The sequence below is a fragment of the Massilia sp. Root351 genome (assembly GCF_001425045.1).
GTDB lineage: Bacteria > Pseudomonadota > Gammaproteobacteria > Burkholderiales > Burkholderiaceae_D > Rugamonas.
In genome coordinates this window covers 233647-246307 of sequence record NZ_LMDJ01000036.1, presented here as the reverse complement: position 1 = coordinate 246307, position 12661 = coordinate 233647, and the positions used below count along the sequence as shown (strand labels likewise).

The window sequence follows — 12661 nt, the reverse complement described above, 5'->3', positions numbered from 1 at the left end:
CGGCGCCGCAAGAGAACTTTATGCCATCGCCAGCGCGGCAGGGAGTAACAAGATTGTCGTGTATCCGGCCAGCGGGGGCGCGAGCCAGCGGCAGGTGCGCGCCTTGCCGATGGAGCGCGCGCGTCCTACGGCTTCCAGATCGGCCAGCGCGCGCTGCACGGTGCGCTGGCTGGCGCCCAGGGCCAGCGCCAGGGCAGAGGTGGACCAGGCTGCGCCGTCGGACAGCAGGGCAAGCAGCGAGGCCTGGTCGCCGTCGATGGGCGGCGTCAGCACGGCCACCGGGCGTTCGCCGTGCGGCTTGAGCACGAAGCCGCGCGGCGTGGCTTCGATGCGGGCGAAGCCGGCGGCCAGCGCGCGCAGGCGGCCGATTTCAACGCGCAAGCGGGCCCGGTGGGTTTCGTCCGGGGCTTGCATATTGAAGGCGCTGGCAATCAGGGACTCGCGGTCGGCGCCGCCAGGCCATGCCTCGGCGAGTGTGCGCGCCAACGAGAACAGGATGGGACGGCGCGCCAGGGATTGCCATGCGGCCGGGCCTGCGTCGGCGTCTGCGCCGGTGCCGGTGCCGATGGCGCGGCGGCAGGCGTCCACCACCAGGGCGCCGGAGCCCAGCAGGGCGGCCACATCGTCCAGGCGCAGCAACTGCTCCTTGCCGGCCGAGATGCGGCGCGCGGCAGGGCGTTCCAGCGCGGTGTGCGCTTCGGCCACTTCGGCCAGCAACGCGGGCACGCGGGCGCGTTCGGCCGCATGGTGCGCATGGGCAAGCGCGTTGCGGGCCGCTTCCATGCTCAGTGAGCGCAGCGCCAGTTCCGCCGCCGCCAGTGCGGCCACGGCCGCCAATGCCGGCGGCAAGCCTTGCGTGTCGATGAGCGCCAGCGCGGCGGCGGCCTCGTCGAGACGGCCCAGCAGGAGGAGCTGGCGCGTGGACACCAGGCGCGCCTGCAGCGCGTTGGCATGGTCGGCATGCGCCTCAAGCGTGGCAATGGCTGCACTCAGCGCGCGCGGCGCGGCGCTGAAATCGCGCATGGCAAGCGCCACTTCGGCCTCGGCCACCACGCAGCGGGCGCGCGACAGTTCCTCGTGCGCGCCGAAGCCGCGTGCGGCCAGCCTGAGCAGTTCGCGTGCCCGCGCATGCTCGCCCAGTTGCGCCATGGCGATGCCGCGCAAAGCCAGCGCGGGCGGATCGCCGCGCAGGGCGACGCGTTTCAGGGCGCCGAGAGCGTCTCCGGCAGCGAGGGCACGCGCGGAGGCGGCGATCAGGGAGTCCATGCCGCTAGCATACACCGGGTGGCGCCGGGGGCGCCGGGCGTCACGCCGACAGGGCCTGCTGGCCTTGCAAAACGGATTCGAAGGCCTGCACCGGCATGGGACGGCCGAACCAGTAGCCCTGGTAGCCGTCGCAGCCCAGCTCCGCCAGCAAGGCGAACTGCTCCGGCGTTTCCACCCCTTCGGCGACCGCTGCCAGCCCCATGGTGTGGGCCAGGCTGATGATGGTCTTGGTGATGGCGGCGTCGCTGGGGCTGTTCAACACGTCGCGCACGAAGCTGCGGTCGATCTTCAGCTGGCTGATGGGCAAGCGCTGCAGGTAGGACAGCGAGGAGTAGCCGGTGCCGAAATCGTCCAGCGCAAAGTTCACGCCGCGCACCTTCAGGGCGGCCATCTTGCAGATTGCCTGTTCCACGTCGTCGAGCAGCATGGTTTCCGTCAGCTCCAGTTTCAGGCGGCGCGGATTGGCGCCGCTGGCAATCAGCACCTCGTTGACCTGCTCGACGAAATCGGGCTGCCGGAACTGCAGCGGGCTCACGTTTACCGCTATCGCCAGATGGGCCATCTCCGGCTGTCCCGCCCATGCCGCCAGCTGGGCGCACGCCGTTTCCATCACCCAGCGCCCCAGCGGCAGTATCAGGCCCGATTCCTCGGCCGCCGCGATAAAGTCCAGCGGATGCACCAGGCCGCGCTGCGGGTGCAGCCAGCGCAGCAGTACTTCCGCGCCGGTGACGCGTTCCGCCGCATCGACCTGCGGCTGGTAGTACAGCCGGAACTGGCCATGCTGCAAGCCGAGGCGCAAGTCGGCGTCCAGCGTGGCGCGTACCGTCACCACTTCCTGCATGCTGGGTTCAAAGAAGCGCATCGCGTTGCGGCCCGCAGCCTTGGCCTGGTACATCGCCAGGTCGGTCTGTTTCAGCAGGATGGCCACGCTCTGGTCGTGGCCCTGGAACACGGTCACGCCAATGCTGGCGCTGCAGGTGAAGTCGTGGTCGCCCAGGGCGTAGGCGTCGTTCAGGCGGCGCAGGATTTTCTCGCCGGTTTCGCGCGCGTGCGCCACGGCCTCTTTTTGGCAGGTGCCCAGGTCTTCCAGCATCACGATGAACTCGTCGCCGCCCAGGCGCGCCACGGTGTCGCTCGAGCGCACGCTGGACACAAAGCGCTGCGCTGTTTGCTGCAGCAGCAGGTCGCCCATGTTGTGGCCCAAGGTATCGTTCAGGTCCTTGAAATTATCCAGGTCGATGAAGAGCAGGGCGCCGTATTGCCCGCTGCGCTCGCTGCCGCGGATGGCGTGTTCCAGCCGCTCCATCAGGCAGCGCCGGTTGGGCAGCGTGGTCAGGCAGTCGTACAGTGCCAGGTTGCGGATTTCCTCTTCGTCGGCCTTGCGGCGGGTGATGTCGGTCAAGGTGCACACGTAGTGCGTGGCGTGGCCGGCGGCGTCGCGCACGGCCGTGATGGTCAGCCATTCCGGGAACGATTCGCCGGACTTGCGCCGGTTCCAGATCTCGCCCTGCCATGCGCCTTCGCTGCGCACGGCTTGCCAGATTCCGGCGCAAAACTGGACGTCGTGGCGGCTGGCGTCGGCCAGGTCCAGCTTGCGGTCGACCGCGTCCGCATCCGTGTAGCCGGTGATGTCGGTGAAGGCGCGGTTGATGCGCAGGATGGTGCCGTTGGCATCGGTAATCACCATGCCTTCCTGGGCCTCGAACGCGGTGGCGGCCACGCGCAGGTCGGCTTCCACCTTGTGCGAGGCGCGCAGGTACAGCACGACGGCCGAAGCGGCGACGATCAGCATGCTGCCGGCCAGCGCGATCAGCGCGAACAGCCACAGACGCTCCGTGCTCAGGCGGGCCAGTTCCGGCAGCGGGCGCGCCACGTGCAGGGCCATGTCGTCACTGGCCAGTGGCGCGGAGGAGATCAGCACCGGCGCCTGGTCGGCGCCGATGCGAACCGCCGCCGGGAAATAGGCCTCGCCCCAGGAGCTCACCTGCAGCACATCGAAGTGTCCGCGCCGGTACTGCGACAGGCGCTGCTGCGGCGTCATCGCATTGACCGCCGCCTGCGGCAGGGCGCGGAATTCAAGGCGCGCATCGGCCGCCTGCACGATGACGCCGTTGGCGTCGGAGAGGAAGGCGCGCACCGGCCCGGTCCACGCCGCCAGCCGCGAGACGTTGCGCTTCACCGCCACCGCGCCGGTGAACGTCGCGCCGTCGAAGACGGGCGTGGAGTAGTACAGGCCGGCGACATTGCTGGTGCGGCCGATGGCGTACTGGCGGCCGTTGCCGCCTGCTTTGGCTTGCTTGAAATAGGTGCGGTCGGCGTAATTGGTGCCGACAAAGGTGGCGGGCGTATCGGCGTTGCTGGAAGCGATGCAGAGGCCGTTCGCGTCCATGATCCACAGGGCGTCGGCATCCAGGTCTTGCGCCGTCAGCTTCAGTTCCCGGTTCAGCGCGGGCGGCACGGGCCCTGGTTGGCGCAGGGCGCTGCGCACCGCTTCATTGCGGCTGAGCATCGCAGGAATGCCTTTCAGCCGCTGCAAATGGGCCGAGATGTTGTCCGCCGCGTCGCGCGCCTGTTGCCGGGCCTGTGCCGATTCGTGCCGGTCCAGCTCGCGCACCATGCGCTCGTGAAAATAGTTCGCGCTCAGCCACGCGACCATGATCCAGCCTGCCATCACCAGGCCGGCCAGCTTGTAGGATCGCTCGAAGGAGAACAGCTTGTGCTTGCCGATGTAAGTGGCCACGATGGTGATCACAATGATCAGGCTGGTGGCGAACAGCACGATGGTGGCCAGGAAGGTGGCGCCGATTTCGGACTCGGCGGCGGGATTTTCGCCGGCGCGGATGAAATAGGCGGCGGCCATGGCCGTGTAGTGCATGCCGGCCACGGCCAGGCCCATCACGCACGCGCCGATCAGCGTGGCGTGCTGGCGCCAGCCGGCGCGCAGCGTCATCAGGCGGAACTTGGTCCACAGCGCCAGCGTAGCCAGCGCCACGGCCACTACGATGGAAAGCAGGAACAGTTTCAGGTCATACTGGATAAAGCCGTCCAGGCGCATGGCCGCCATGCCGGAGTAATGCATGGCGCCTATGCCGGCGCCCAGCAGCAGGCCGCCGACGGCCAGTTCGCGGCCGGTGATGTCGCGGTGGCTGATCTGGCTCAGGGCCATGGTGCTGGCCAGGATGCCGGGCAGCGTGGAGAGCAGGGTGATGCGGTAATCGTAGCTGCTGGTGCAGGGCAGCGTGAAGGCCAGCATGCCGACGAAGTGCATGGCCCAGATGCCCAGGCCCAGGCACAGCCCGCCCACCAGCAGCCAGCTGCGCCGCCGCGCGCCGCTGGCGATGCCGGACGCATGCTGCGACACCAGCAGCGCGGCATATGAGGCGAAGATTGCCACCACCACCGATAGCAGCACCAGCAAGGTGTCGTAACGCCCCTCGTACAGCAGGCTGCTGGACGGCACGGCTGTGATCAGGGTCAGGTAGTTGGGCATGGCGATCGATTAATGCAGCGTCTGATCCGGCGGATGGATACCAATATGCGACATTAAATATATACCAATAATCAGCTTGCAGCGTGATTGTTGCTCAATTACAACTTGGCCGAAAGGATGAACTGCCGGCCATCGTGTTCCTCGACGAAAGCGACGTGCGCTTTCGGGCAGTACAGGATGGCTTCGCTCATCTGTCCTGCAACAGAAGCCAGGGCAGTGCGGAAATCCACCTGCTGGCCGTCGAGCGCATGCCGGCGGCTGAATATGAAACAGGTCTGCCCGGCACCCTTTTTGCGCAGTAGCGCCAGCAGCTGGTCCGGATCGGACTGCGGCGGCTCCAGCGCTTGCCGCTTGTCGCGGCGCAAGCTGCTGGCGTCATGCAGCAATTCTTCATAGAGCTGTGAACGGCGTTTGGGCTTCTCCAGCAGGTAGAGAAAGCGCTCCGCATGTTCCGGCTGTACGAAGCGGTCGATGATGTCGCGCAGCACCGCGTCGCTTGCTTCCATGTCTCGTCCAGGCTGGTTGGGCGGATTGCCGAGTGACCTTGCTTAAAGGGTAGCATGTTGCTAGAGCGAAAAATGCACACATTGTCACAGGCTGCGCTGCGGATTGGGGCGAGGGGCGGAGATGCGTGGAAGTGAGATGATCAGGTTGATAGACGCCGCACGCGGAAAATCGCCAAAGGCGATTTTCGGAATGGGCGAGTCGGAGAGGGTTGCGCTTGCAAGCGCAACCCGCTTTTGCGGCGGCGAGCATGCTCGCCGAATTCCCGCAAAAGCCCCGCGTCCGCCGGGGCGGACGCGGATCCGATTCCGCTGGCTGCGCTACCGAACAAATAAAATGGGCCCCAAGCTTGCGCTTGGGGCCCATTTTATTTGTTCGGTGGTGGAGACGGCGGGAATCGAACCCGCGTCCGCAAGCACTCTACAGACAGTTCTACATACTTAGCACTATCATTTAATTTAACCGGTACGGCACGGATGTGCACGTTACGTACCAGCGATTCACCTTAGATTTAGCGCTACTTCAAGTGACCCGTTATAGCGCGATTCCCTGTAAATGACTCCTCAGCTTTTAACGGCCCGCCCCAGGGAAGAAGCGTTGAGGAGCTAACAGCAATTAAGCTGCCAGTGCGTACGAGTTATCGTTTGCAGTTATTGATTTCTGGGTGTATTTACGAGGTAACCAGGCCTCGGTATGCCCTGTTCTGCTTTGCAACCCACGTCGAAGCCAGGTCGTCCCCACAGACTTACTATTGTACTCCATTCCTTCACCTCGTGTATCACGCTTTGCCGGCCGTTGCGAACAGTGTCTGGCGAGCAATCACGGAGGCAAAAAACTTTCCTTGTTGCGTCGCTAAAGGTGTCTCTCGGAAAACTCGGGCAGGCTCAGTACTCAATGCGCGAGCTTGACGGGGGAACTTATGGGATGGTTTGTTGTCAATATCTGGTTGCCGATTTCAATGCCGACTGACCCGGGTGTCACACCTTGCCCGGCACCCGGAACACCGGTTCGGTTCCCTTGAAAGTGACTTCGAACAGGTGCCGGTCGGACACTTTTACCATGTCCGAGAACAGGTTCTGGAACGCGTCCGGCGCTTCCAAGCCGAGGTCCACTTGCAGGCGCTGCAGCATGTGCGCCTGGTATAGCGCTGCCACGCGCGCTTCGCGGGCCTGCACTTCGCGCGGACTGCGCATTTTCTCGTCGTCTTTCTCGAAGTACTTGATGAGTATGCACTCGAGCAGGTCCATCTGGTCCTTGAGCATCAGGTCGTGCAACTCGTCCGAGGCGCCGTCGGTCACTACCGGCGCGCCGGTGCTGAAGTCCATGCGCTGGATCAGCAGGAAGTTGTCATTGTCCGGGCCGCTGTTGTCGCAAGCGCGGTTGACGCCGCTGATGCGGCCTTTGATCAGGCGCCCGGCCGGGTCGCGCGTCTGCCCCACGTAGTGCACTTTGGTCGGGTAGTCGTGCTTGGTGTTGAAATTCTGCAGCAGGTCGTGGATCGAGTAGGTTTCGATCATCGAACCCCAGTTCAGCGTGATGAAACGCTCGAAGACCTGCACCGTGGGCTTCTTTAAGGTGGCGTCCTCCGGCGTGTTGAGCTCGATGGTCAGCGCGTCGCGCTTCTGGTCGGCGCCCACCAGGATGGGAATGCTCAGCTTCAGGCCGAAAAAGCCCCAGCTGGTCGAGCGCGACGTGTCGAAACGCAGCTTGGGACGGCTCACCAGCATGTACATCAGCCGCTTTTCCATGGTCGCTTCCACCGCGAACTGCATGCGGCGCAGGTAGCGGCCCAGCGGATCGCGGAAGTCGGGGATGGGCGGGAAATCCGTCAGCAGGTCGTACCAGTAAAACTTGGATTCGGACACCGTCACATCCCAGCTCTGCGGCGTATGGCTGCGCGCAGCGGCGTCGGCGATTAGTTCATCGCTAGTCATGTGCGTACTCCGGCTTTCATCGTGTTTGATTTCCCGTTTATCTTACTGGGAGAATTTCCGTACGGCAATGGTCGTGTGACAATCTATCAGGCTGCCAGCGCGTTTCCGGCGCGCGCAGCCAACACTGTTTGCACAAGCTGCAACAAAGATTGCGGCGTCGGCAATAAATAGTCGGCGTTCCAGGCGGCCGGTTCGGTGGCGCCGCAATAGCCCCAGGCGCAAGCCACGGTGGCCATGCCGGCGGCCTGGCCGGCCTGGATGTCGCGCAGGTCGTCGCCCACGTACCAGCACGCTTCCGGCGGCAGGCCGAGGCGGCGCGCCGCTTCCAGCAGCGGGGCCGGGTGCGGCTTGGCATGCGCGGTGGTGTCGCCGGAAATGACGCAGCCGGCGTGCGCCAGGCCGATCAGCGGCAGCAGCGGGTCGGTAAAGCGGGCTGGCTTGTTGGTGACGATGCCCCAGGCCACGCCGGCCGCTTCCAGTCCGGCCAGCAGCGCCGGCACGCCGTCGAACAGCGTGCTGTGCACCGCGATGGCGGCCTCGTAGTTGTCGAAGAATCCATGCTTGAGCTCGTCAAAGCCGGCGTCCTGCGGCGTCAGCCCGAAGGACGCGCCTATCATGCCGCGCGCGCCGGCCGACGCGGTGGGACGCAGCAGCTCGTAGGGCGTGGCTTCCAGGCCGCGCGCGCTGCGCAGCAGGTTGACGGCGGCAGCCAGGTCGGGCGCGGTGTCGGCCAGCGTGCCGTCCAGGTCGAACAGCACGGCGCGCGGGGCGGGCAAGGGGGCAGGATGGCTCATGAAGGGGACGGTGAGAGGGCGGCCGCAGCCGCCGTTAAGAGGGAGAGTCAGTCGGTGCGGCTGGTGGCCACCATGTAATTGACGCTGGTGTCGTCGTTCAGCGAGTAGATCTTGCTGAGCGGGTTGTAGCCCAGGCCCTTCAGGCCGTTCACCTGCAGCCCGGCGCTGCGCACATATTGCGACAGTTCGGCCGGCGTGATGAACTTGGCGTAGTCGTGGGTGCCGCGCGGCAGCATGCGCAGCACGTACTCGGCGCCGATCACGGCAAACAGGTAGGACTTGGGATTGCGGTTCAGCGTGGAAAAGAATACGTGGCCGCCCGGTTTCACCAGCGTGGCGGCGGCGCGCACGATGGCGGCCGGATCGGGCACGTGCTCCAGCATTTCCATGCAGGTCACCACGTCGTACTGGCCGGCTTCCTGCGCGGCCATCTCTTCGGCGGCGATCAGTTTGTAGCGCACCTGCACGCCGCTTTCCAGGCTGTGCAGGTCGGCCACCTTGAGCGCCTTCTCGGACAGGTCGATGCCGGTCACCTTGGCGCCCTTGCGCGCCATCGATTCGGCCAGGATGCCGCCGCCGCAGCCGATGTCGATCACGTTCTTGCCCGCCAGCGGGGCGCGCGCGTTGATCCACTCCAGGCGCAGCGGGTTGATTTCGTGCAGGGGACGGAATTCGGACGTGGGATCCCACCAGCGGTGGGCCAGTTCGCTAAATTTTTGGATTTCTAGAGGGTCGGCATTCATATCCGCATGATAGCGGGATTTTGCCTGGCGCCAAAGCGTGTGCGTAACAAAAAGCATGCGAAGAGCGCGCAAAAAAAGCCGCCCGGCGTGAACCGGGCGGCTTGAGCGATGTTGCTATCTACGAATTACTTGCTGCGGGTGCCCACCACTTCGATTTCCACGCGGCGGTTTTTAGCGCGGCCGGCGGCGGTCTTGTTGTCGTCCACTGGCTGCTTCTCGCCTTTGCCTTCGGTGTACACGCGGTTCGCTTCCACGCCTTTGGAGACCAGGTAGGCTTTGACGGCTTCCGAACGCTTGATCGACAGCTTCTGGTTGTATTCATCGGTGCCCACGGAGTCGGTGTGACCCACGGCGATGATGACTTCCAGGTTGATGGCGCCCAGTTTCGAGCTCAGGTCGTCCAGCTTGGCTTTGCCTTCAGGCTTCAGCACGGCTTTGTCGAAGTCGAAGAAGGCGTCCGCTGCGAAGCTGACTTTTTCCGAGGTTGGCGCTGGCGCCGGGGCTGGCGCGGGCGTGGCGGCTGGCGCCGGGGCTGGTGCTGGGGCCACTGGTGGCGGCGGTGCGACGCACTTGCCGTTTTCCAGTTTTTCCGGTTCTACGCAGATCGGCAGATCGCAGCCTGGCACGGCGTCAGCCGGGGTCCAGTAGCCGGTGCGCCAGCACAGGCCGAACGGATCACGCGCGATCACGCCGCGTGCATCTTGCACGTAGGCGCTCTTGGGCGTGGCTGCTTTGATGTCCTGGGTCACTGGGGCGAAAGGCGGGGTGGTTGGCTGCTGGGCCATGGCGGAACCAGCGATCACTGCCGACGCAGCAAAAATCGATGCAACATATTTATTCATATTTTTTCTTCCTTTCGGGGTGATATCCGCAGAAAAACTGCGCGACGTTGGTACGTGGGCCGCATCCTACCATACGCCCCTATGTCGCGCCGGTTCCCGATTGCGAAACAAGCAATTAACTTCTCGTCCATTTTGCCATAGGCATCGGAACGGAATACGAACAGCGCAAACTGAATCCGGGCCGCAATCGACCAAAATGTTGTTTTTGCGCAACGTCGGGCGAAATAATAACGTTTCATTATTTCCGCTCCATGACATGCGGCGGCGCGGGCTGGCAGCGGGCCGGCGGCGGAATTGCGCAGCAGCCATGGCGCGCATGCTAAAATCGTACGCTTGTCTGCGGACAGCGGGTTAATCACGGTCAGCGTGCGTAACAGATAAGTCAACCTCAGTAAAGAACAGACGAAACCCACCCATGGATCAATTCGCAAAAGAAACAATCCCAATTTCCCTCGAAGAAGAGATGCGCAAGAGCTACCTCGATTACGCCATGAGCGTGATCGTGGGCCGTGCCTTGCCGGATGCGCGCGACGGCCTGAAGCCGGTACACCGCCGCGTCCTGTTCGGGATGCACGAACTGAATAATGTCTGGAACCGCCCCTACGTCAAATGCGCGCGCGTGGTCGGTGAAGTCATGGGCAAATACCACCCGCACGGCGACGCCTCGATTTACGACACGCTGGTGCGCATGGCGCAGGATTTCTCGCTGCGCTACATGCTGGTCGACGGCCAGGGCAACTTCGGTTCGGTCGACGGCGACAACGCGGCAGCGATGCGTTACACCGAGTGCCGCCTGGACAAGATCGCCGGCGAAATGCTGGCCGACATCGACAAGGACACGGTCGATTTCGCACCGAACTACGACGGCAAGGAAAAAGAGCCGACCGTCCTGCCGACCCGCATCCCCAACCTGCTGATCAACGGTTCGTCCGGTATCGCGGTGGGCATGGCCACCAACATCCCGCCGCACAACCTGACCGAAGTGATCAACGGCGCGCTGCACGTGCTGCGCAACCCGGATTGCTCGATCGACGAGCTGATCGAACTGATCCCGGCGCCGGACTTCCCGACCGCCGGCATCATCTACGGCGTGTCCGGCGTGCGCGACGGCTACCGCACCGGCCGCGGCCGCGTGGTGATGCGCGCCAAGACCCACTATGAAGAGTACGGCAAGGACGGCGGCCGCACCGCCATCATCGTCGACGAGCTGCCGTACCAGGTCAACAAGAAGTCGCTGCTCGAACGCATCGCCGAAAACGTGCGCGACAAGAAACTGGAGGGCATTTCCGACATCCGCGACGAATCCGACAAGTCGGGCATGCGCGTGGTCATCGAGCTGAAACGCGGCGAAGTGCCGGAAGTGGTGCTGAACAATCTGTACAAGCAGACCCAGCTGCAAGACACCTTCGGCATGAACATGGTGGCGCTGGTCGACGGCCAGCCCAAGCTGCTGAACCTGAAAGAGATGCTGCAGTGCTTCCTGTCGCACCGCCGCGAAGTGGTCACGCGCCGCACCGTGTTCGAGCTGCGCAAGGCGCGCGAGCGCGGCCACGTGCTGGAAGGCCTGGCCGTGGCGCTGGCCAATATCGACGACTTCATCGCCATCATCAAGGCCGCGCCGACGCCGCCGGTGGCGAAAACGGCCCTGATGGAGCGCGGCTGGGATTCGTCCATCGTGCGCGAAATGCTGGCCCGCACCGGCGACGAAGGCCAGGCCGGCATCGAGGCGTTCCGCCCCGAGCACCTGCCGAAGCACTACGGCCTGCAGCCGGACGGCCTGTACAAGCTGTCCGAAGACCAGGCGCAGGAAATCCTGCAAATGCGCCTGCAGCGCCTGACCGGCCTGGAACAGGACAAGATCGTCAACGAGTACAAGGACGTGATGGCGCTGATCGCCGACCTGCTGGACATCCTGTCCAAGCCGTCCCGCGTGACCACCATCATCACCGACGAGATGACCGCCGCGCAGCTGGAATACGGCAGCAAGGACGAGCGCCGCTCCACCATCGAGCACAACGCCACCGACCTGGGCACGGAAGACCTGATCACGCCGCAGGACATGGTGGTGACCCTGTCGCACCTGGGCTACATGAAGTCGCAGCCGATCTCCGAATACCGCGCGCAAAAGCGCGGCGGGCGCGGCAAGCAGGCCATGGCCACCAAGGACGAGGACTGGATCGACCAGCTGTTCATCGCCAACACGCACGACTACATCCTGTGCTTCTCCAACCGTGGCCGCATGTACTGGCTGAAGGTGTGGGAAGTGCCGCAAGGCTCGCGCAACTCGCGCGGCAAGCCTATCGTGAACATGTTCCCGCTGCAGGACGACGAGAAGATCACCGTGGTGCTGCCGCTGTCGGGCGAAAACCGCACCTTCCCGGAAGACCACTACGTGTTCATGTCCACCAGCCTGGGCACCGTGAAGAAAACCCCGCTGAAGGACTTCAGCAACCCGCGCAAGGCCGGCATCATCGCGGTCGACCTGGACGAGGGCGACTTCCTGATCGGCGCCGCGCTGACCGACGGCCAGCACGACGTGATGCTGTTCTCCGACGCCGGCAAGGCGGTGCGCTTCGACGAGAACGACGTGCGTCCGATGGGCCGCACCGCGCGCGGCGTGCGCGGCATGAACCTGGAAGAGGGCCAGAACGTGATCGCCCTGCTGGTGGCCGAGAACGAGCAGCAGTCCGTGCTGACGGCCACCGAGAACGGCTTCGGCAAGCGTACCCCGATCACCGAGTACACCCGCCACGGGCGCGGCACCAAGGGCATGATCGCCATCCAGACTTCCGAGCGCAACGGCCGCGTGGTTGCCGCCACGCTGGTTGAACCGACCGACGAGATCATGCTGATCACCACCGGCGGCGTGCTGATCCGCACCCGGGTGGCGGAGATCCGCGAGATGGGCCGCGCCACGCAAGGCGTGACCTTGATCGCGGTGGAAGACGGCACCAAGCTGTCCGGCCTGCAGCGCATCGTGGAAACCGATATCGACGAGGTGGAACTGGAGCCGTCCGGCGGCGCGCTTGCCTCGCCGGACACGCCGGACGCGACCCCGGATGCTTCGGAATCGGCGCCGGAGTAAGCA

General features: G+C 64.5%; 9 protein-coding genes and 1 other RNA gene. 1 reads left to right on the top strand and 9 read right to left on the bottom strand.

What is annotated here, in order from left to right:
* Positions 1-18: 18 nt before the first annotated feature.
* From ASD15_RS31035 to ASD15_RS32830, 9 genes are all read right to left on the bottom strand, one after another.
* Positions 19-1266: a hypothetical protein gene (locus ASD15_RS31035; RefSeq protein ID WP_057158921.1), complete on the bottom strand. Its 1248-nt coding sequence runs from the start codon at positions 1264-1266 to the stop codon at positions 19-21.
* Positions 1267-1306: 40 nt separating this feature from the next.
* On the bottom strand, positions 1307-4756 hold the full coding sequence (locus ASD15_RS31030; protein WP_057158920.1) for an EAL domain-containing protein: 3450 nt from the start codon (positions 4754-4756) through the stop codon (positions 1307-1309).
* A 98-nt stretch (positions 4757-4854) separates the two neighbouring features.
* Positions 4855-5262: a hypothetical protein gene (locus ASD15_RS31025; RefSeq protein ID WP_057158919.1), complete on the bottom strand. Its 408-nt coding sequence runs from the start codon at positions 5260-5262 to the stop codon at positions 4855-4857.
* 377 nt (positions 5263-5639) lie between these two features.
* Positions 5640-5999: a transfer-messenger RNA gene (gene ssrA, locus ASD15_RS32085) on the bottom strand.
* A gap of 238 nt (positions 6000-6237) precedes the next feature.
* On the bottom strand, positions 6238-7194 hold the full coding sequence (locus tag ASD15_RS31020) for a hypothetical protein (RefSeq protein ID WP_057158918.1): 957 nt from the start codon (positions 7192-7194) through the stop codon (positions 6238-6240).
* A gap of 86 nt (positions 7195-7280) precedes the next feature.
* The gene (locus ASD15_RS31015; RefSeq protein ID WP_057158917.1) at positions 7281-7988 is read right to left on the bottom strand and encodes an HAD family hydrolase; all 708 of its coding nucleotides are present in this window, start codon (positions 7986-7988) and stop codon (positions 7281-7283) included.
* Positions 7989-8035: 47 nt separating this feature from the next.
* Positions 8036-8731 carry a bifunctional 2-polyprenyl-6-hydroxyphenol methylase/3-demethylubiquinol 3-O-methyltransferase UbiG gene (gene ubiG, locus ASD15_RS31010; protein WP_057158916.1) on the bottom strand — a complete coding sequence of 232 codons (696 nt, stop codon included), beginning with the start codon at positions 8729-8731 and terminating at the stop codon, positions 8036-8038.
* Positions 8732-8856: 125 nt separating this feature from the next.
* A complete protein-coding gene (gene ompA / locus ASD15_RS31005) occupies positions 8857-9573 on the bottom strand; it encodes an outer membrane protein OmpA (RefSeq protein ID WP_057158915.1) in 717 nt (238 codons plus the stop codon).
* A complete protein-coding gene (locus ASD15_RS32830) occupies positions 9570-10019 on the bottom strand; it encodes a hypothetical protein (RefSeq protein ID WP_162249958.1) in 450 nt (149 codons plus the stop codon). The genes ompA and ASD15_RS32830 overlap by 4 nt, the downstream gene beginning before the upstream one ends.
* Between ASD15_RS32830 and gyrA the strand changes: the two genes are divergently transcribed.
* Positions 9989-12658: a DNA gyrase subunit A gene (gene gyrA, locus ASD15_RS31000; protein ID WP_057158914.1), complete on the top strand. Its 2670-nt coding sequence runs from the start codon at positions 9989-9991 to the stop codon at positions 12656-12658. The genes ASD15_RS32830 and gyrA overlap by 31 nt on opposite strands.
* Positions 12659-12661 lie beyond the last annotated feature (3 nt).